Genomic DNA, 19,850 nt, shown 5'->3' with positions numbered 1-19,850 from the left:
TTGGAACTCAAGAAGCTACATAGGCAGTCTTCACGGTGGTGAAGAATTCCTGTGCATAACGTCCTTGTTCTCGTGGGCCATAGCTTGAGTTTTTGCGGCCGCCAAACGGCACGTGATAGTCAACACCTGCCGTAGGCAAGTTGACCATCACCATTCCGGCCTGGGCGTGCCGCTTGAAGTGTGTGGCGTACTTCAAGCTGGTGGTCGCAATGCCTGCAGAAAGACCGAATTCGGTGTCATTGGCTATGGCCAGCGCTTCTTCGTAATCGGTGACGCGAATCACACTGGCGACCGGTCCGAACACTTCTTCCCGGTTGATGCGCATGTCGGGACCGGTATGCGTGAACAGTGTTGGCGCGACGAAGTAGCCTGGCTTGCCGCTACCGGTATGACACGCCACGCGATCTCCTCCCGCCACGAGCTCGGCGCCCTCGGCACGTGCGATTTCAATGTACTGCAAGTTTTGATGTAACTGCGACTCGCTGGCGGCCGGGCCGATATCGGTACCCTCAGCCAAGGCATCACCTATGCGCAGCAATGCCATACGCTCCGTCAGGGCCTGAACGAAACGGTCGTGGATGTTCTCCGTCACAATCAGGCGACTGGAGGCGGTGCAGCGCTGCCCTGTCGAGAAGAAAGCGCTCTGGGCGCTGAGCTCGACGGCGACGTTCAGATCAGCGTCATCGAGAATCACCTGCGGATTTTTGCCGCCCATTTCCAACTGCACTTTCTTGCCGTGCTCGGCGCACTGCAAGGCGATACGCCGCCCCACATCGACTGAACCAGTGAAACTCACGGCAGCGATGCCCGGATGGGTAACCAGGGGGTCGCCAATCACGCTACCTCGCCCCATCACCAGATTGAACACACCTGCCCGGATGCCGCTGCGATGTATGATCTCGGCCAGTGCCCATGCCGAGGCCGGGACCAAATCAGCAGGCTTGAAGACCACGCAGTTGCCAAAGGCCAAGGCAGGCGCAATTTTCCAGGCAGGAATGGCAATCGGAAAGTTCCAGGGGGTGACAATCCCCACGACGCCAACAGGCTCGCGTGTGATTTCCACACCAACCCCCGGCCTCACGGAAGGCAGGACCTCGCCACTCAGGCGCAAACATTCGCCAGCGAAGAAGCGGAAAATATGTCCTGCACGGGTGACCTCACCGAGCGCCTCTTTGCGGGTCTTGCCCTCCTCCCGGGCCAACAAGGTTGCCAGCTCTTCCTTGCGCGACAGAATCTCGCTGCCGATTCGATCCAGTGCGTCACTGCGTGTTTGGATTGGGCCGGTGGACCACTGTGGGAACGCCTTGAGCGCAGCAGCCACGGCTATATCCAGCTGCGCCGAATCCGCCTGCGCAAACTCACCAATGATGTCGTCCGGGTTCGACGGATTGCGGTTCAGGCCATATTGAGCGCCTGCAACCCAACCGCCGGCAATCAGGTTTTCAAATGGCATCGTCAGTTCACCTGGGTCAACAACGGCTGGCCTGCGAAGTGACGCTCGGCGTTCTCCAGAAAGCGCACGACTGAGGCGTGAATGGCCTCAGGAGAAATGCCGCCGATGTGCGGGGTGAGCACCGCGTTGTCAAACTCCAGCAGCGGCGCCGGCGGGGTGGGTTCGTTCTCGTAACAGTCAAGCGCACACGCCCAGATACGGTTGTCTCGTAAGGCATCGGCTACCGCATCGGTATCGACCAAGGTCCCCCGCGCAACGTTGACGATGACCCCTTGAGGGCCCAGCGCATTGAGCACGTCATGGCTGACAATGTGATAAGTCGCTTTACCGCCCGGCGCAGCCACTACCAGGAAGTCACACCACTCTGCCAAGCTGACGATGTCATCGAACCAGCGGAGGCCAGTTTCGTCCCGACGCGTACGGCTGTGATAGCCGATTTCCATGTCAAAGCCCATGGCACGTTTGGCTACTTCCTTACCGATCGAGCCCAGGCCAAAGATCCCCAGCTTGCGACCGGAAACATGAGGTGGGCGCGGGATGTCATCTCGCCACAATCCCGTCCGCACGCCACTGTTGAGGAACGGAACGCGGCGGATGGCGGCCAGCAAAATGGCCATGGCGTGGTCGGCTACAGCTGGAGCATTGGTTCCTGCAGCGTTGCACACGGGAATGCCGCGATCACGAGCAGCACCGAGGTCGACGTTCTCGAATCCGACGCCCAAGGTACAGACGATCTCAAGGTTCGGCATCCCTGCGATTTCTTCGGCGAGCAGACCATTGGTGCCATTGGTCAGCACCACCCGGATATCGTTACCTCTGGCGGCGATCTGCGCGGCGCCGTTACTGCGATCAACCCCCAGATTCTGATTGGGTGCGTAGATGAGTTCGTACTGCTGCGACACCAGCTCGCGGTGCTCTTCGGAAATGAACACCAGGACAAGTAGCGTTGGTTTCTTTCCGGCTACGTCGGCTTGCGGGGTCGATGGCGGCTGCATAGCGGATCGCTCCACGGCATGTCTCCTTTTTCTTATTGAACGGGCCCTTGCAGGAAGCGGGACGAGCCCGCTCCCCAGCCGCAAAGGCCAAATGCACTTTTAGCCAGACGCTCTGCGCTTAGCGCTGACCGTCACCTACCGAAATCTGCTCTGGGCGCAGGCCACCCAGACGCTCATGGACGCGGCTACCGGTCGACATCACCAGCGCGAACAGCAGTTCGTCAGGACGTGGGCCGTCGACGGTGCCGACCTCAACGGTGCTGAAGTGGCTGCGTACATAGGCAGCTTCGATATGGTGCACAGGAATGTACAGGCGAGTGCCTGCAGCCGCGACGATCTTCGCCGAAGGAACGATCGATTTGGCTTTCGGCAGCGCGGCACGCATCGGCCAGCCACCGGCTTCGTGCCAGGTCGCGCCGTGTTCGAGCTCGCCGTTCAGGCCCACGATCGCACCCTTGCCGTAACCCTGGATCTTGTCGACGCCACCCAGAGCTTCGATGAGTTCCTGAACCAGTACTTCGGACAGCGCCTTGCCTTCATTCACCAACTGCGAAAGGTCTTCAACATAGCGGCCAGCATATGGGTTCTGGATGATGACCGAGATCGAGCCCTGCTTGATGGGTTCGTGACGTACCGGACCGCCTTCGTGATAGATATTCTCGACGTTCAGCAGCTTCTTGCGGATCTGGATGAAGGACATGGTTTTTCCTTGGTTTCTTGGAAGCGATGGAGGAAAACGGTGCAGTTATTCGGTATCGGCCGGCTTCGAGCCGAACTCGACACCCGCCCATTGCTCGATATGACGAATCGGGTAAGCGTTGTCTTTGTCGCCGTCGCCCTGGGACAGGGCAAAGGCCAAGAACTGACGGGTCGCTGGGTTGACCTGCATTGGCACTCCGAGCTTCTCGGCTTCGTCCATACACATCTTCACGTCCTTGTGCAGCAGTTCCGTGGTGAAGCGTACGGGGAAACTGCGGTCAAGCACGCACTGCGGGATACGCTCAAGCGTGGCGAACGAACGGCCGCTGGAAACGTTAATCACATCGAGCATGGTTTTGGGATCCAGACCGGCCTTTACCCCATAAACGAGGGCCTCACTGCTGGCGACCATGGTGGTGGCATACAACGTGTTGTTGATGATCTTCATGGTCTGGCCGAGGCTAGGGTCGGCCCCGAGATAGAAGATGTTCTTGCCCAGTACCTGCAGCAACGGTTCGACGGCTTTGAACGCTGCTTCAGGACCTGCCGGCATGATAGCCAAGGTGCCTTTCTCGGCCGCGACGGTCCCGCCGCTTACCGGCGCACCGACCAGCGAGATTTCGCGCGCCTTCAGGAGCGCTTCGACTTCATGGGTTACGGTCGGGCCGGTAGTGGAGAGATCGACCACGATGCGCACTGCACTGCCCTCGGCAACCTCTGCCGCCACTTGGGAAACGATGCGCGGCAAGGGCAAGCAGAGCAGGACGATCTCGGCGCGAGAGGCGAGCTCTTTCGCGCTCTCGACAATGATTGCACCCTTGGCGGCAAGCTTTTCAAGCGCGACCGGGTTGCGGTCATTCACCAACAGTTCATGGTCTGCTGCCAGCAGACGGTTGGCAAAGTGAATACCGATGTTGCCGACCCCTATCAATCCGATCTTCATGTTGAAGAACTCTCCAGTTGAAAGGCCCCAGTAGCACAGGGCGATGACTAGAGATACTAGGAGTGTGACAGCTCGCAGACGAGTGCTGTTTTGACCACACCCTATGCCTTTATGTTAATCGCTACCCTGCTTTTTCAACACAATCTGAGCAACAAGCACACCCCGGACAACTGACGTTGCCCAGGGTACCTGACCTTGTAGAAATCTAGTTTGCAAGGTGCGAAAGCGGCCCTCGCTCCTTCTCAACCTGCTGTAGCAGCAATTCGACGAACTTGTCAGCGTAGGTTCGACCATGACTGAACCTGGAGCGAACGATGCTCGGCGTAAGCTTGATCTCGTCCGCGAGGGGAATGACTTGTAGCTCATCCCACCCCAGGCCCTCCACGGTAAACTCGTCAACAATCGCGATACCCGCCCCCGCTCGCACAAATGAGCACGCCACATCGGTTTGATGGATATCGATTCTGCTGGTGAATGACACATCGGCTTTCTTGAAGGCCGCGGAGACCAGTTGGCCGAACGGCACGCCTGGGTCATGGGTAATGATGGTGTAGCGCGCCATGTCGGCCATGCTTACCTGATGCTGTTGCCCTAATTCATGCCCGCGCGGCACGACACACACCATCCGTCCTTCTGTGAAGGGTGTCGCTGTCAGGTGAGCATGCTCTAGAGGTAGGACCGACACCGCCATATCCACCTTGTTACTCAGCACCTCTTGAACCATGTTGTTCAGCAGCGTTGCATGGAAGTGAATACGAATTTTTGGATAGCGCTTCTGGAAGTTGGTGATGACCCGAGGCATCAAACCTTTGCTCAAGCAGGGGCTGGTGGAAATGCTCAACGTACCCGAGGGACCTTCTGCCAGATTCTTCGAGAATTCATCAACTCGCAATGCGTGCTGGTAAAATTCCTCCACCTCTTGGAACAAGGCTTCGCTTTCCGGCGTAGGGATCAATTTACCCTTGACCCGATCAAAAAGTTTTAGCCCGAGCGTCTGTTCGGTATGAGAGACGATCCGGCTGATCGCAGGTTGCGATGTAAACAACAACTTGGACGCACCATTGATAGAGCCTGTGAGCATGACCGCTCGGAAGACTTCCATCTGACGCAGGCGAAATTTCATTGCTGTACCTGACTGATTACATCCCGCGGCAGGAGTGACTTCCCTGCCTTTCGGGCAAAACTAGCACGCCCGGCCCTGACAGCCTACGGATTATCTGCAGGGTTTCGAGTCGGGCACGTGATATGTCTAGGGGTGGCAGCCTATGCGCTGCGCAGTGCGCAGCAGAAGCGCACGATTGCATCGCAAGCCTGGTGCAATGAGTCATCATTGAGCGCGTAGGCGATTCGGATATACGGACCAAGGCCAAACGCGCTGCCGTGCACCAACGCTACATCGGCCTCGTCCAACAGCGCATTGACCACATCTTCGTCACTACGCAGTACCGTTCCCTTGGGCGTGACCTTGCCGAGCAGCTCTGCACAACAGGCAAACACGTAGAAGGCGCCTTGCGGTACCTCACAACGCAGGCCCGGTGCATCCGCCAACCACTTAAGCACCTGGTCCCGCCGTTGTTGGAAAATTACGCGGGATAGTCGGATAAAGTCTTTCGGCCCCGTCAGCGCGGCGAGCGCCGCTCGCTGGGAAATCGTGCAAGGCCCGGATGTTTGCTGGCCCTGCAGCTTCTCCATGGCCTTGATGAGCCAGGCCGGCCCTGTCGCATAACCGATGCGCCACCCGGTCATTGCGTAGGCCTTGGACACACCGTTCATGGTCAATACTCGCTCGGCCAATAGCGGGGTGACTTGGGCCAGGGTAAAAGCTTCAAGCTCCTCTCGGCTATATACAGCTCCACTAGGGTTGGACGGCGAGTTGAGAATCAGCCAGCGAGTGCGCGGTCCGATCACCGCTTCCAGTGCCTCAGCAGTCAGTTTGAAATTGCTGTGCGCGGTGCAAGGCACGATGACCGGTTCTCCTCCGCACAACTGCACGATTTCCGGATAGCTCACCCAGTAAGGCGCAGGCACGATGACTTGATCGCCTTCGTTGAGGGTTGCCGCCAGCGCATTAAAGATCACCTGCTTACCGCCCCTCGACACCAACGTGTTGCGCCAGTCCACCTGCAGCCCGTTCTCACGCTGAAACTTCTCAGCAGCGGCCTCTCGCAGTTGCTGCAGCCCCGCTACCTGCGTATAGCGCGTGTGCCCCGCTTTGATATCCGCGATACCCGCTTCACTGACATGGGGCGGCGTATCGAAATCTGGCTCACCAGAACTGAGGGAGATGATGGAGGCTCCTTCAGCTCTGCGGGCGGCGACGCGGTCCATGACCTCATAGGTTGCCGAAGGGCGTGCCGCTTGCAGGAAGCGATTAAGGGTGACTGGCATGGGAATCCTTTGTCATTGGAGTTATCGAGGGCACCAGCAGGATGCTGTTGTTTTGCTCCGATGATAGGGTCACACCCCTTCACCACCCTATGCTGAATCTGCTACAGGTTATGCCTTTATGTTAATAGACACCCTGATTGAACAGTCGCTTCGGCATGCCCTGAAAAGGCAGCAATGAACCGCTCCCAAGGCTATGCCTGACTGCCTTAACCCCGGTGATTACGGGCTTTGGCCTTCATTCAACTCGGACTAGCTGGCGCGCACGGGTAGCTGTTTAGACCTCGAGGTTCAAGTAAACATCTCTCACTTGTACCTGAAATAGGCTCAGCTGGGACGCCAGCACACCGCCGGACTTGCGTGCTAGGTTAACGTCGGTCGTCACCGTTAGGGACCGCCATCTAACACTGCGTATCATTCGGAGCACGGGTTCAAGAGATGAGCAAGACTTCCCTCGATAAAAGCAAAATCAAATTTCTCCTCCTTGAAGGGGTGCACAAGAATGCGGTGAGTACACTCAAGGCCGCTGGCTACACCAACGTGGAGCATCTGACCGGTTCGCTGCCCGAGGCGGAGCTCAGGGCGAAGATTGCGGATGTCCACTTCCTTGGTATCCGTTCACGCACCCAGCTCACGGATGAACTGTTCGAGCAGGCGAAAAAGCTCATTGCGGTGGGCTGCTTCTGCATCGGTACAAACCAGGTAAATTTGAAGGCTGCTCGAGCGCGTGGGATCGCCGTTTTCAACGCGCCCTACTCCAACACCCGCTCCGTGGCCGAACTGGTATTGGGCGAGATACTGGTCCTTGCCCGCGGCATTCCGGAAAAGAACGCATCTTGCCACCGTGGTGGCTGGATCAAGAGTGCCGCGAACTCCTTTGAGGTCCGCGGCAAGACCTTGGGCATCGTTGGTTACGGGTCTATCGGCACGCAACTTTCTGTAATGGCGGAAAGCCTGGGCCTGCAGGTGATCTACTACGATCCTTTGACCAAACTGCCTCTTGGTAATGCCTCTCAGGTCGGCAGTTTGATGGAGTTGCTCCAGACCTCGGACATCGTCTCCCTGCATGTTCCTGAGCTGCCATCCACGCAGTGGATGATCGGTGAAAAGGAAATTCGCGCCATGAAGAAGGGCGGCCTGTTGATCAACGCTTCCCGTGGCACCGTAGTCGAACTCGATCACCTGGCAAGCGCAATTAGGGACAAGCATCTGGCTGGTGCTGCCATCGATGTGTTCCCGGTGGAGCCTCGCTCCAACCAAGACACCTTCGACTCTCCTCTGCGCGGCCTGGATAACGTGATCCTGACCCCCCACGTAGGTGGCTCTACGGCCGAAGCCCAGGCCAACATAGGCTTGGAAGTTTCAGAAAAACTGGTTAAGTACAGCGACAACGGCACTACCATTTCCTCAGTGAACTTTCCTGAAGTTGCTCTGCCCTCTCATCCTGGCAAGCATCGCCTTCTGCACATCCATAAAAACGTGCCAGGGGTGCTGAGCGAGATCAACAAGGTCTTTGCAGAAAACAGCATCAACATCTCTGGTCAATTCCTCCAGACCGAAGAAAACGTTGGTTACGTGGTCATCGACGTGGATGCCCAGCACTCTGATCTGGCGCTCGCAAAGCTTCAGGACATCAATGGCACCATCCGTTGCCGCGTACTGTTCTGAAATTTTTGGCTGCAGTAAGCACAAATGGCCCGTACGCGGGCCATTTTTCGTTGAACCTCACAAGTGATTGAGCAGGCAGTACGGCCTGCACGGTGGTGAGCATTGTCCTGAAGCTATAACCCGGCACATATCTAGCAATCGTCAGTCTCGGCCCCTGCCCATACCATCAAAAACGATCCACAAAACGAAAGCCCTACCAAAAATAAATCCGAGGCTTTGATGATGACTGTTTACACCTGTTGCGGGTATGCCTGCTCGCTCCCTAGCCTGATCCCGACTCGTTTGGTTAACGGGGAGGCTCTATGAACAACTCCACCAGCACCCCCGCCACAAACCACCGTCGCCAAGCCGTTTTTTGGCTAATGATCGGCGGAATGATCAACTACTTCGACCGAGCCACATTGGCCATCGCAGCACCAGAGATGTCACGAGACCTAGAGCTGAGTGCCACCCATATCGGCATGATGGGTACCGCGTTCGCCTGGTGCTATGCCCTCGCCCAACTTCCGTCCGGCTGGATCATCGACCGCTTCAATTCGCGCCTTGTTTTTGCTGGTTCAATGCTGCTCTGGAGCTTGGCAACCTTGGCGACAGGCTTTGCCAGTGGCCTCATCGTGCTGATCCTCTTGCGAGCCTTGCTTGGAGTTACCGAAGCGCCATGCTGGCCAACGGCGACCAAGGTCATTTCTGTCTGGTACCCCAAACAGGAACGGGGCATCGCAACCGGAATCTTTACCAGTTCTGCCAAATGGGGAGCCGCCATCGCGCCTCCTGTGCTGGTCACCATCATGGTCTACTTCGGCTGGCGCGGCTTGTTCATCGTCAGCGGGCTCGCGGGGATTATTTATGCGATCATCTTCTACGCGTTTTTCCGCAATCCGGACAAGGCGCGCAGGCTGCCGGCTGACGAACTCGAGTTCATCAAGGCTGGTGGTGGCGGTGTCGAGCGCACCGGCGGCAACAAAGCATCGGGTATACCTTGGTCAACGCTATTCACCTACCGCTCGGTATGGGGCATGATCCTTGGGTACTTCTGCAACATCTGGATCTGGAACATGTTCATCGTGTTCCTCCCCTCCTACCTGTCAAAGACCTACCATGTGTCACTGGCCCAAATGGGTATTTACGCGTCCCTGCCGTGGATCGGTGGCGCGATTGGGGCGGTACTCAGCGGCTTTGCGGTCCGCAGCATAGCCGAACGCTTCAACCTGACTTCGCTCAAGGCCACCAAGACAATGATCGGTCTGTCCACCACGCTGACCGTCATCACCGTATGCTGCCTGCCGCTTACTACCACGCTCCACTCGACAGTCGTGACGATGATCGTGGCACTGTTTTTCATCTCAGCGACCAACTCGCTTGCGTGGGCACTAGCCACCGAAATCGCCCCCCAATCTATGGTGGGATCCGTCAGTTCGATCCAGAACTTCGGCGGCTACTTCGGTGGGGCATTCTCTCCTCTGGTGGCTGGTCTCATCGTCGATGCTACCGGTTCGTACGCATTGGCGTTTCTCAGCGGCGGTTTGGTAGTAGTCGGCGCAGCGGTCGCTTACCTGTGGATCGTCGACAAACCTATTGAGGCGCGGGAACTCAAGGAAGATCTAGGTAATTTGGCAGTACCGCGTACCTGACTGCAGCTTCAATCAAAGGGCCAGAATGAACGCTGGCCCTTTGTACTTACTGCCCCAATACCCCCAATACCGTGTACTTAGAGAAACCAGCATGGCCAAAGCAGCAGACGTTGTAGTGCAGTGTCTTGAAAATGAAGGCGTCCAGTATGTGTTCGGTATCCCAGGCGAGGAAAACCTTGACCTGCTCGAATCCCTGCGCAAGTCTAAGATCACGCTGGTACTGACCCGTCACGAGCAGTCCGCAGGTTTCATGGCTGCCACCTACGGTCGCCTGACTGGCAAGACGGGCGTCAGCCTCTCGACCCTTGGTCCTGGTGCCACCAACCTGGTGACCGCCAGCGCGTACGCCTACCTGGGCGGCATGCCGATGATGATGATCACCGGCCAGAAGCCGATCAAGAAGTCCAAGCAGGGCCGCTTCCAGATCATCGATGTGTGCGGCATGATGGACCCCATCACCAAGTACACCCATCAGTTCGCCTCGGCCGACAACATCCCGGCCCGCATGCGCGAAGCGTTCCGCCTGGCGGAAGAAGAAAAGCCGGGCGCGGTGCACCTGGAGCTGCCGGAGGACATCGCCGCCGAGCAGACCGACGCCCTGCCAATCTCGCCGAGCCTGCACCGCCGGCCGCTAGCCGAGCACAAAGCCATCGAAGCGGCTGTTGCCAAGCTGCAGAGCGCGCGCAGCCCGATCCTGGTGATTGGCGCCGGTGCCAACCGCAAGATGACTGCCAGGGTTCTAAAGCAACTGATCGATAAGACCGGTATTCCGTTCATCACCACCCAGATGGGTAAAGGGGTGGTCGACGAGCGTCATCCGCGCTTCCTGGGTAACGCTGCGCTGTCGTCCGGTGACTTCGTCCATCGCGCCATCGAAGCGGCCGACCTGATCATCAACATCGGCCACGATGTGATCGAGAAGCCGCCGTTCTTCATGGTCCGTGGCGGCACCGAAGTCATCCACATCAGCTTCCGCTCCGCCGAAGTCGATGCCGTGTATTTCCCCCAGGTGGAAGTGATTGGCGACATCGCCAACGCCGTGTGGCAGATAACCGAAGACTTGAAAGACACCGCGCATTGGGATTTCGCCCGCTTGCTTGCCATCCGGGACGCCAACGAGGCACAAATCGCCGAAGGCGGTGACGACAACCGCTTCCCGGTCTATCCGCAACGCCTCGTTGCCGACATCCGTCGCGTGCTTCCTTCCGAAGGTATCATCGCGTTGGACAACGGCATCTACAAGATCTGGTTTGCCCGTAACTACAAGGCGCACAAGCCGAACACTGTACTGCTCGACAACGCCCTGGCGACCATGGGCGCCGGTCTGCCATCGGCGATGGCGGCACACCTGGTGTACCCGGACCGCCCGGTCATTTCCGTGTGCGGCGACGGCGGCTTCATGATGAACAGCCAGGAGCTGGAAACGGCCGTGCGCCTGGGCATGCACGTCACCGTAGTCATCCTGCGTGACGACGGCTACGGCATGATTCGCTGGAAGCAGGCGAACATGGGCTTCACCGATTTCGGCCTGGACTACGGCAACCCGGACTTCGTCAAATACGCCGAAGCCTACGGTGCCAATGGCCACCGCGTGGACAGTGCCGAAGGCCTGCTGCCGCTGCTTGAGCACTGCATCAAAACCCCAGGCGTGCACGTGATCGACTGCCCGGTGGACTACAGCGAGAACGACCGCATACTCAACAACGAACTGCGTGAGCGTGCCCTGGCGGTTTAGCCAGATAGGACGCCATCGTGCCCGCACGGTGGCCCTTCACAACAGGTTATGATGCCATTGTAATGGCATTCTTGCTGTCTACTGTCGGCCCAAAGTCACTGCAAATTGACAACCGAGGCGCACCACGTATCGTAGTGCGCTACCACCCTTCCTGTCAGCTTTTGGGGCATGTTCCCAATGCCGAGTAGAGAACGGTGTTGAGTTGTCCGACGCCATCCTCGTACGTCATTGCCATGGGGACTAGCTCACAAGTCCTAAGGCTATCGGTCATGCCAATCATTTTGACAATATCGAGCTTTTCTCCATAGACGTACTCTTTGACGACCGGTTTAGCTTTTCCAACCTTCAGCGCGTAGGTCACCATAGCCTCGTGATGTTCTTGCAGGCGCCCGTCTTGACTGGCTATAGCAGCGCTGGCCGCAAGTAATCCAAACGCACAGATACTCATGCGTGAATAAAAAAGGCAGCTCACTGGCTCGATTCCTTTGATGAAAGCGCTGGCGGACGCCCCGCTATTGAGTTGTTCTGGACCGGACTGTTGCGCTGAAACAGCGAGCTGACGGCCAGGTAGAACAGCGGCACCCAGAAGATTGCCAGCAAGGTGCCGGTGATGACACCACCGATCACGCCTGTGCCAATCGCATGCTGGCTGCCCGCCCCTGCCCCGCTCGACAATACTAAGGGCACCACGCCCAGGGTGAAGGCAAGCGATGTCATGATGATCGGCCGAAGACGCATACGACATGCCATCACCGCCGCATTGAAATGGCTCATGCCTTGCTTGTGCAGGTCATTGGCGAACTCAACGATCAGGATTGCGTTTTTTGCGCAGAGGCCCACTGTAGTAAGCAGGCCGACCTGGAAGAACACATCGTTCGACAAGCCCCGCATGCTGGTGAACAGCAGCGCGCCGATGACACCCAGCGGAACAACCAGCATTACCGAGAACGGAATTGACCAGCTTTCATACAGCGCGGCCAAACACAGGAACACCACCAGCAGCGAAAGGATGAACAGCGCCGGGGCCTGATCGCCCGACAGCCGCTCCTCGTAGGACTGGCCGGTCCACGAGAAGCCCACTCCGGGCGGCAACTGACCGGCAATCCGTTCGATCGCCGCCATGGCGTCTCCGGAGCTGTAGCCTGCTGCCGGTTCGCCCTGCAGCTCAAGAGCCTGCACGCCGTTGTAGCGAGACAGCTTCGGCGGCCCGTAGCTCCATTCTCCATGGGCGAAAGTACTCAGCGACACCATCTGCCCGCTGGCATTGCGGACATACCATTTGCCCAGGTCCTCTGGGCTCATGCGCGAGGTCGCCTGACCCTGGACGTAGACTTTCTTGACCCTGCCGCGGTCGATGAAATCGTTGACGTAGTTGCCACCCCAGGCGATCGCGACGGTTTCGTTGATCTCGGCCAGCGACAGGCCATGGGCCCGCGCACGCTCGTCGTTGATGACTAGGTTGTATTGCGGCTCGTCACGCGGGCCGTTGGCGCGCACATTGGCCAGCGCCGGCTCCTTGGCCGCCAGTTCGACAAGTTGGTCGCGGGCCGCCCCCAACGCCTCATGGCCCAGGCCGGCGCGATCCTGCAGGTAAAGGTTGAACCCCGTCGCATTGCCCAATTCCATCACCGCTGGCGGGGCAAAGGCGTTGACCTTGGCGTCGCGCAGGGTGGCGAAGTGCCGCTGGGCTCGCTCTGCCAGCTCGAAGACACCCTGCCCCGGCTCGGTGCGGTCCTCCCACGGTTTCAGCATGACGAAGGCCAGGGCCGAGCTCTGCCCCCGACCACCAAAGTTGAAGCCGTTGACGTTGAAGACCGACGCAACCGTTTCGCCCTCGTCTTGGAGCAGGTAGCGGCGTACCTCGTCGATGACCGCCTGGGTGCGCACCGCGGTTGCGCCGGACGGCGTTTGGATCTGGGCGTAGAGCACCCCCTGATCCTCCTCCGGCAGAAATGCAGTGGGGATACGCGTGAACATCCAGGCCATGGCCATTACGATCACGACGTACATCATGATGTACGGCAGCTTGCGTTTGAGCACGGCGACAACGCCACGCTCGTATTGGCCGACAGCTTTGTCGAACGTGCGGTTGAACCAACCGAAGAACCCGCGTTTGTGCCCATGATCGGCAGCGGGCGGCTTGAGCATGGTGGCGCACAGTGCCGGAGTGAAGACCAGTGCGACCAGTACCGACAGCGCCATGGCCGATACGATAGTGATGGAGAACTGCTTGTAGATGACGCCGGTCGAACCGCCGAAGAACGCCATGGGCAGAAACACGGCCGATAGCACTAAGCCGATCCCGACAAGTGCACCTTGGATTTGATCCATGGACTTACGCGTCGCCTCCAAAGGTGGCAACCCATCTTCGACCATCACCCGCTCGACGTTTTCTACCACTACGATGGCATCATCGACTAACAAGCCGATGGCCAGCACCATGGCGAACATGGTCAAGGTGTTGATGGTGAAGCCGAACATCGCCAAGACACCGAAGGTGCCAAGCAGCACCACGGGTACTGCCAGCGTAGGGATCAGCGTGGCGCGGAAGTTCTGGAGAAACAGGTACATCACCAGGAATACCAGAACCACCGCCTCGACCAGCGTCATCAGCACGCTCTGGATGGAGGCCGAAACCACTGGCGTAGTGTCGTAAGGGAATACCACCTTCATGCCCTGAGGCATGAACGGTTCCAACTCGGCGACCGTGGCTCTGATGGCCTTTGCCGTGTCCAGCGCGTTGGCGCCGGTTGCCAGCTTTATCGCCATCCCCGAAGCAGGTAGACCGTTGTACTGGGCGCTGACGTTGTAGCTCTCGCCGCCCAACTCAACACGTGCGACATCGCCCAGGCGGACCTGAGATCCGTCAGCATTGACTCGGAGAAGGATGTCGGCGAATTGTTCTGCCGTCTGCAGCCGCGACTTAGCAGTGATGGTGGCGTTAAGTTGCTGATCGGGAGCGGCCGGCAACCCGCCGATCTGGCCGGCCGAAGTCTGTACATTCTGCTCCTGAATCGCCGCCTTGATGTCAACAGGGGTCAACTGGTAGCTGTTCAGGCGTGCTGGGTCCAGCCAGATGCGCATAGCGTACTGGGCACCGAACACCTGGAAGTCACCGACACCTGTGGTACGTGAAATCGGGTCTTGGATATTGGCAACGACATAGTTGCTCAGGTCCTGGTTGGTCATGCTGCCGTCTTCGGAGACGACCCCGATGACGAGCAGGAAATTCTTGACGGCTTTGGTGACTCGAATGCCTTGCTGCTGGACTTCCTGTGGCAGCAACGGGGTCGCCAACTGCAATTTGTTCTGGACCTGGACTTGGGCGATGTCCGGATCGGTCCCCTGTTCGAAGGTCACCGTAAGGCTCATCCGGCCATCGGAGGTGCTGTCCGACGACATGTAACGCAGCCCATCAATGCCGTTGAGCTGCTGTTCAATGACCTGGACAACAGTATCCTGTACCGTTCGAGCCGATGCTCCGGGGTAGTTGACCTGGATCCCAATCGCTGGTGCCGCAATACTGGGGTACTGGTTAACCGGGAGCTTGAGGATGGACAGTGCGCCCGCCAGCATGACCACTAGGGCGATGACCCAGGCGAACACTGGGCGGTCGATGAAGAATCTAGACATCAGTCTTTTCCTCTGCCTGCTGCCGTTAACCTGTGTTCAGGAGGCAGGCAAACGCTCACGCAAGCATGCGGGTTCTGCAAGATGCTGGAGTGGATTACAACGTTCACGGTGAAGGGGCTCCTCGGTGCTCCAATGAGCGCACTCCTAGGGGCGCGCAGGTATGAGGGCTGCAATCGTGTAGCGAAGCGAGTACTGCGCGTTAGCTAAAATAAGTTAACTATTCGCGCAAAGGATGCTGCTTTACGATTGTAAGGACTACTGCTGCGCCGGAACCGGCCTGACAACAGCCCAAAACCCGAGAGATCACTGTGAAGAGCGCCCTATGCATCGAAGATGATGCGATCACTGCTGAGGAAATCATCACCGAGTTGAGGCGTGCAGGGTTCCAGGTGGAGCACACTAGCGATGGGCAGGAAGGCCTCGACCTCGCTCTTAGTGGGCATTACGACGTTATCACCCTCGACCGAATGCTCCCCACCTTGGACGGCATGGCCATCGTTGCTGGCCTTCGTCAGGCTGGCCGTAACACGCCAGTACTGATGATCAGCGCTATGGCGACTTTGGATGACCGCGTCCAGGGCCTACGTGCAGGAGGCGACGATTATCTGGTAAAGCCATTCGCCTCTGAAGAAATGGCCGTTAGAGTTGAATCACTACTGCGCCGACACGCGCACGATGAGCGCAGGACCCACCTGCAACTCAAGGATCTCCATCTCGATTTACTTGAACGAAGGCTGTCCTGTGCGGATCGCCATTTCGACCTTCAGAGTACGGAGTTCAAGCTCCTTGAGTTTCTGATGCGCAATGCGGGTCAGGTGGTGACGCGCGGTCTGATCTTCGAGACCGTCTGGGGCTACAACTTCGACCCAGGCACCAAGTTGATCGACGTTCACCTCACCCGCTTGCGGCGCAAATTGGTTGATCTGCAATGTGCGCCGTCGATCAGAACGATACGAGGCTCAGGCTTTCTGCTCGATGCAGGCAATCATGAAGCCTAGCCTTTGGCGGACGACCGCGTTTCGTCTGACGGTGAGCTACGCAGGGGTTTTAGCGGTGGCCATGATGGTCCTGCTAGCACTGATATATTGGCGCTCAACCGACTACTTCAGCCAGATTGGCGAAACGTTTGTTGTCGGCCAGGCGCGCTCACTGCTGCACGTACCACCAGAAGAGCTTCCGCGCGAACTAGAGCAACTGCAACGTGGCGATATCCGAGGCATTGCCCATTATGGGCTGTTTTCAACAGATGGGCACTACATTGCCGGCAATATCAAGCACTTGCCTCCAGACCTGCCGTTCGACGGGATTCCACGTGCGCTGAACGAGCCGGGATTTGAGTTTGGTGCTAAGGCCTCTGCCCAGGCGGTCGCAAATGGCGATATCCTCGTCGTCGGCTACGACGCCAAGACTCTGAGTGGCATCAGCGACATGCTGCTTGCGCTTCTCCTCTGGTCAGGGGCATTGAGTATCGCCGGTGGTATCGGGATGGGAGCAATTCTTGGCTTACAACCATTGCGCCGAGTGAAAGCGGTTCAACATACGAGCCAGCGTATAGCACAAGGGAATTTGGCCCTTCGATTGCCTTTGTCGCGCCGAGGTGATGAGCTGGATGCTCTATCCGCTCTGGTCAATCAGATGATGGACGAAGTTGAACACTTGATGGGTGAGGTGCGCAGTGTCGGCAACAATCTAGCGCACGACCTGAGAACGCCCTTGAATCAGTTGAGAGCGCAATTAAGGCGAACAATCGAGGATTTTAACTACGCCCCTCCCGAGCGTCAGCTGTCGCGCCTTCACGAAGCGTTTGACGCTACGGAGCAACTGTTGACGCGCTTTCGTGCTATCCAGCGCATTGCCGAAATCGATACACATAGCCGCCGAGCGGGTATGAAAATGCTGGACCCAGGCTCGCTGATCAGTTCGCTCGTGGCTGACTTCAAACCTGTTGCGGAAGAATGCGGAGTGACGTTATTAATCGATGTGCAAGCTGGGCCACCGCTACTGGCTGACGATGAGCTGCTGATGGAAGCACTGATCAACCTTCTGGACAATGCTCTAAAGTTCACACCTGAGGGGGGCACAATTCGAGTTGCGCTAGAGCAATCCACGAATGGTTCTAACCTCATCGTTCAAGACGACGGGCCCGGTATTCCCGCCGGGGATCGCGAACATGTGCTATTGCGCTTTGGTCGTTGCAGCCGCGATCAGCAGGTTATGGGCGCAGGTCTTGGACTTGCCATCGTTGCAGCCATTGTGCGGCTGCATGGGTTTCAATTGCGCCTGGAAGATGCAATGCCGGGTTTGCGGGCAGTAATTCAATGTGAGGAGCAACGGTAGCCTCATACGGGCATTTGCATAATGTCCTGGTAAGCCTGGACTACCTTGTTACGCACCTGAACGAGCGCTTGGGTGGAAACGCTGGCCTTCTGCGAGGCGATCATCACCTGTGTGAGATCGACGCCTGCTGTCCCAAGCTCGAATGCTTTGGCCAGTTGCCCGGATGCCTGCTGGTTAGCATGCACTTTTTCTAAGGCCTGCTTGAACAGATCAGTGAAGCTGTTCTGATTCACTGGCTCTACCGCCAATTGCGAGTCCTTCGACAGAGCGTGCGCGGAATGCATCGAGCGCATCTCCTGTAGCAGCTTGTTCATCTCGAGACCTTGTCCCATTAGGCTTGTATCCATGAGTTACGGAGGTCACAAAGCTAACCTGACAAGCTCCCCTTCCCCAGTTAATAAAATTTAAATGGTGGATTGAAAAATATCGTTCTCGATGAACGAGGGCAGATCCCGCTGCCCTCGTGCTCAACTAGGCGCTGCCACCCACTGTCATATTGTCGATCCGCAAGGTGGGCTGCCCTACTCCGACTGGCACACTCTGGCCATCCTTGCCACAGGTCGCCGTGCCTTCATCCAATGCCAGATCGTTACCGATCATGCTCACATGCTTGAGCGATTCAGGCCCATTACCAATCAGTGTTGCGCCCTTCACCGGCGCGGTGATCCTACCGTCCTCGATCAGATACGCCTGGGTCGCGGCAAAAGTGAAACGCCCACTGGTGATATCCACCTGTCCGCCGCTGAAGTTTGCCGCATAGATGCCACGCTTGACCGAACGAATGATCTCCTCAGGTTCATGCTCCCCGTTGACCATGTAGGTATTGGTCATCCGCGGTAGCGGCTCGTGCGCGTAACTCTGGCGCCGGCCGTTGCCTGTCGGCGCCACGCCCAGCAGGCGGGCACTCAGGTCGTCATGCATAAAGCCGGTAAGGATGCCGTCCTCGATCAACGTGGTCGACTGCCCGGGGTTGCCCTCGTCATCGATGCTCAATGAGCCGCGCAAACCGGGCAGCGCGCCGTTGTCGAGGATCGTCACTCCTTTGGCAGTGCCACTTTCTCCACTGCGCTGGCCAACTGGATCGGGTTGTCGGTGGCGTAGAGGGCCGTAGCGCGCTCTGCCGAACGGCGCGGCAAAGGCACTGCTATACGCTGTGGCCCACTGTTTTTGATGACGTCGCGGGTGATCTGCGAGGCGCGCAGTACAGACGCGATCGACAAATCATCCGAAAACGCCAGTGCCGATCGCTCACCGGCGATGGCGCGGGCCCCCACGCCTTGCGTGACGCCGAAGCTGGCGCGCTTGACCACGCTATCTTCGAGGATCCAAGACTCAGTATAGGCATGCTGGAAATACAAATCGGCATAATCTGCCTGTACATCAAGCGCCCGCTGCAGGTCGCCGAAAAGCTGCGACTGATCGAGGCCGTTGGGCGTGAGCAGGCGCGTTTGAGCGTGCTCGATTGTATGTTGGATCATGTGGTGCTCCTGATGACCGGTTACAGGCCGGCAATGCGCATGTGCTCGACAAGGACGGAGCCGCAACGCATGCCAGCGCCGGGCAACTCGTCGCGGCCGATAGCCTGGATGCCATGGAAGATGTCGTGCAGGTTGCCGGCGATGGTGATGTCTTCGACCGGGTAGCGGATCACGCCTTGCTCGACCCAAAAGCCCGCGACGCCCTGCGAGTAGTCACCCGTCACCGGGTTCACTCCACCGCCAAGAATATCGGTTACCAGCAAACCGCGGTCCATTGCCCTCACCAACTCGGCGAGGCCATCAGACGCCTGAGCTCTGCGGCTGGTGATGCGTACGTTGCGGGCGCCGCCAGCGTTTCCGGTGAGTGCCAGACCAAGCCGTCGGGCAGCGTAGGCATCGAGCAGGTAGCTTTGCAGGACGCCTTCGCTGACCAACAGGCGCTCACGCGTGGCCACGCCCTCCGCACCCGAGCATCGGCGTGATCGTTTTCGCCATCGGCCTGGGCGCGTTCCCCACCTCCGCTCGGCTAATCCGGGCCGAATGCCGCGGGCTGCGTCAGCAAGACTTCGTGCAGGCAGCAAGAACTCAAGGTTACAGCCACACTCGCATCCTCCTCAGGGAGATCCTGCCAAACGCCCTGGCGCCGATCATCGTGGTCAGCTCGATCATGGCGGCTTCGGCCATTCTCGCTGAGTCGGGGCTGTCATTCCTCGGTTTGGGCGACCCCAATACCTTGTCGTGGGGGAGCATGATCGGCAATGGCCGAGAGATGCTGCAGTCAGCCTGGTACATCTCAGCCCTGCCCGGCGGCATGATCCTGTTGACGATCCTTTCCCTGAATCTGATGGGTGACGGCCTGAACAGGGCACTTAACCCGCGTGAGAGTGCCTGAT

At 58.1% G+C, this 19,850-nt stretch carries 16 protein-coding genes and 1 pseudogene; 6 read left to right on the top strand and 11 right to left on the bottom strand.

The genetic code is table 11. The annotated features are described in order from the left end of the window. Nucleotides 1-7 precede the first annotated feature (7 nt). The 6 genes from N5D53_RS00265 to N5D53_RS00240 all read right to left on the bottom strand — a co-directional run bounded on the left by N5D53_RS00265 (nucleotide 8) and on the right by N5D53_RS00240 (nucleotide 6,478). A complete protein-coding gene (locus N5D53_RS00265; RefSeq protein ID WP_279839039.1) occupies nucleotides 8-1,453 on the bottom strand; it encodes an aldehyde dehydrogenase family protein in 1,446 nt (481 codons plus the stop codon). A gap of 2 nt (nucleotides 1,454-1,455) precedes the next feature. Further along, a complete protein-coding gene (locus N5D53_RS00260; protein ID WP_279839038.1) occupies nucleotides 1,456-2,463 on the bottom strand; it encodes a 2-hydroxyacid dehydrogenase in 1,008 nt (335 codons plus the stop codon). Nucleotides 2,464-2,566: 103 nt separating this feature from the next. Next, nucleotides 2,567-3,148 (bottom strand): amino acid synthesis family protein, encoded by a 582-nt coding sequence (locus N5D53_RS00255; RefSeq protein WP_279839036.1) that lies wholly within the window; start codon nucleotides 3,146-3,148, stop codon nucleotides 2,567-2,569. 45 nt (nucleotides 3,149-3,193) lie between these two features. After that, a complete protein-coding gene (locus N5D53_RS00250; protein ID WP_279839034.1) occupies nucleotides 3,194-4,090 on the bottom strand; it encodes an NAD(P)-dependent oxidoreductase in 897 nt (298 codons plus the stop codon). 205 nt (nucleotides 4,091-4,295) lie between these two features. Continuing rightward, the gene (locus N5D53_RS00245; RefSeq protein ID WP_279839032.1) at nucleotides 4,296-5,213 is read right to left on the bottom strand and encodes a LysR family transcriptional regulator; all 918 of its coding nucleotides are present in this window, start codon (nucleotides 5,211-5,213) and stop codon (nucleotides 4,296-4,298) included. A 140-nt stretch (nucleotides 5,214-5,353) separates the two neighbouring features. After that, a complete protein-coding gene (locus N5D53_RS00240) occupies nucleotides 5,354-6,478 on the bottom strand; it encodes a pyridoxal phosphate-dependent aminotransferase (protein ID WP_279839030.1) in 1,125 nt (374 codons plus the stop codon). A 435-nt stretch (nucleotides 6,479-6,913) separates the two neighbouring features. On the opposite strand from N5D53_RS00240, the gene serA reads away from it, so the two are divergent. From serA to N5D53_RS00225, 3 genes are all read left to right on the top strand, one after another. After that, a complete protein-coding gene (gene serA, locus N5D53_RS00235; RefSeq protein WP_279839028.1) occupies nucleotides 6,914-8,143 on the top strand; it encodes a phosphoglycerate dehydrogenase in 1,230 nt (409 codons plus the stop codon). 302 nt (nucleotides 8,144-8,445) lie between these two features. After that, entirely contained in the window at nucleotides 8,446-9,774 is a 1,329-nt protein-coding gene (locus tag N5D53_RS00230) for an MFS transporter (protein WP_279839026.1), read from the top strand. Between the two features lie 91 nt (nucleotides 9,775-9,865). Then, nucleotides 9,866-11,509: an acetolactate synthase large subunit gene (locus N5D53_RS00225; protein ID WP_279839024.1), complete on the top strand. Its 1,644-nt coding sequence runs from the start codon at nucleotides 9,866-9,868 to the stop codon at nucleotides 11,507-11,509. 154 nt (nucleotides 11,510-11,663) lie between these two features. On the opposite strand, the gene N5D53_RS00220 is transcribed toward N5D53_RS00225, so the two are convergent. Further along, a complete protein-coding gene (locus tag N5D53_RS00220) occupies nucleotides 11,664-11,981 on the bottom strand; it encodes a DUF2790 domain-containing protein (RefSeq protein ID WP_279839022.1) in 318 nt (105 codons plus the stop codon). Beyond that, nucleotides 11,978-15,142, bottom strand: a complete 3,165-nt coding sequence (locus tag N5D53_RS00215) for an efflux RND transporter permease subunit (protein WP_279839020.1) — start codon at nucleotides 15,140-15,142, stop codon at nucleotides 11,978-11,980. The genes N5D53_RS00220 and N5D53_RS00215 overlap by 4 nt, the downstream gene beginning before the upstream one ends. Before the next feature lie 308 nt (nucleotides 15,143-15,450). Here N5D53_RS00215 and N5D53_RS00210 point away from each other — a divergent pair, with 308 nt between their 5' ends. Together N5D53_RS00210 and N5D53_RS00205 are read left to right on the top strand one after the other, a co-directional pair. After that, nucleotides 15,451-16,140 carry a response regulator transcription factor gene (locus N5D53_RS00210; RefSeq protein WP_279839019.1) on the top strand — a complete coding sequence of 230 codons (690 nt, stop codon included), beginning with the start codon at nucleotides 15,451-15,453 and terminating at the stop codon, nucleotides 16,138-16,140. Further along, on the top strand, nucleotides 16,130-17,479 hold the full coding sequence (locus tag N5D53_RS00205) for an ATP-binding protein (RefSeq protein ID WP_279839017.1): 1,350 nt from the start codon (nucleotides 16,130-16,132) through the stop codon (nucleotides 17,477-17,479). Before N5D53_RS00210 ends, N5D53_RS00205 begins: the two co-directional genes overlap by 11 nt. Nucleotides 17,480-17,481: 2 nt before the next feature. Here N5D53_RS00205 and fliE read toward each other — a convergent pair whose 3' ends face one another. The 3 genes and pseudogenes from fliE to N5D53_RS00190 form a co-directional block, all read right to left on the bottom strand. Next, complete coding sequence (gene fliE, locus N5D53_RS00200; RefSeq protein WP_279839016.1) at nucleotides 17,482-17,811, bottom strand: flagellar hook-basal body complex protein FliE; 330 nt, start codon at nucleotides 17,809-17,811, stop codon at nucleotides 17,482-17,484. 139 nt (nucleotides 17,812-17,950) lie between these two features. Then, nucleotides 17,951-18,957: pseudogene (locus N5D53_RS00195) on the bottom strand (metallopeptidase TldD-related protein). Between the two features lie 20 nt (nucleotides 18,958-18,977). Beyond that, nucleotides 18,978-19,538, bottom strand: coding sequence for a metallopeptidase TldD-related protein (locus N5D53_RS00190; RefSeq protein ID WP_347881660.1), 561 nt, complete (start codon nucleotides 19,536-19,538; stop codon nucleotides 18,978-18,980). Between N5D53_RS00190 and N5D53_RS00185 the strand changes: the two genes are divergently transcribed. After that, entirely contained in the window at nucleotides 19,436-19,849 is a 414-nt protein-coding gene (locus N5D53_RS00185; protein ID WP_279839012.1) for an ABC transporter permease, read from the top strand. The two genes, N5D53_RS00190 and N5D53_RS00185, sit on opposite strands and share 103 nt — an antisense overlap. The last annotated feature ends 1 nt before the right edge of the window (nucleotide 19,850 follow it).

Source organism: Pseudomonas sp. GD03862 (genome assembly GCF_029840855.1).
Taxonomy (GTDB): Bacteria; Pseudomonadota; Gammaproteobacteria; order Pseudomonadales; family Pseudomonadaceae; genus Aquipseudomonas; species Aquipseudomonas alloputida.
Note: the sequence above shows the minus strand (reverse complement) of the source record. Positions and strands in the feature narration are given on the sequence as shown.

Coding starts and splice junctions, on each gene's coding strand:
- N5D53_RS00230 (WP_279839026.1), top strand. CDS start 8,446: ATGAACAACTCCACCAGCACCCCCGCCACAAACCACCGTCGCCAAGCC.
- serA (WP_279839028.1), top strand. CDS start 6,914: ATGAGCAAGACTTCCCTCGATAAAAGCAAAATCAAATTTCTCCTCCTT.
- N5D53_RS00255 (WP_279839036.1), bottom strand. CDS start 3,148: ATGTCCTTCATCCAGATCCGCAAGAAGCTGCTGAACGTCGAGAATATC.
- N5D53_RS00205 (WP_279839017.1), top strand. CDS start 16,130: ATGAAGCCTAGCCTTTGGCGGACGACCGCGTTTCGTCTGACGGTGAGC.
- N5D53_RS00265 (WP_279839039.1), bottom strand. CDS start 1,453: ATGCCATTTGAAAACCTGATTGCCGGCGGTTGGGTTGCAGGCGCTCAA.
- N5D53_RS00215 (WP_279839020.1), bottom strand. CDS start 15,142: ATGTCTAGATTCTTCATCGACCGCCCAGTGTTCGCCTGGGTCATCGCC.
- N5D53_RS00245 (WP_279839032.1), bottom strand. CDS start 5,213: ATGAAATTTCGCCTGCGTCAGATGGAAGTCTTCCGAGCGGTCATGCTC.
- N5D53_RS00250 (WP_279839034.1), bottom strand. CDS start 4,090: ATGAAGATCGGATTGATAGGGGTCGGCAACATCGGTATTCACTTTGCC.
- fliE (WP_279839016.1), bottom strand. CDS start 17,811: ATGGGACAAGGTCTCGAGATGAACAAGCTGCTACAGGAGATGCGCTCG.
- N5D53_RS00225 (WP_279839024.1), top strand. CDS start 9,866: ATGGCCAAAGCAGCAGACGTTGTAGTGCAGTGTCTTGAAAATGAAGGC.
- N5D53_RS00240 (WP_279839030.1), bottom strand. CDS start 6,478: ATGCCAGTCACCCTTAATCGCTTCCTGCAAGCGGCACGCCCTTCGGCA.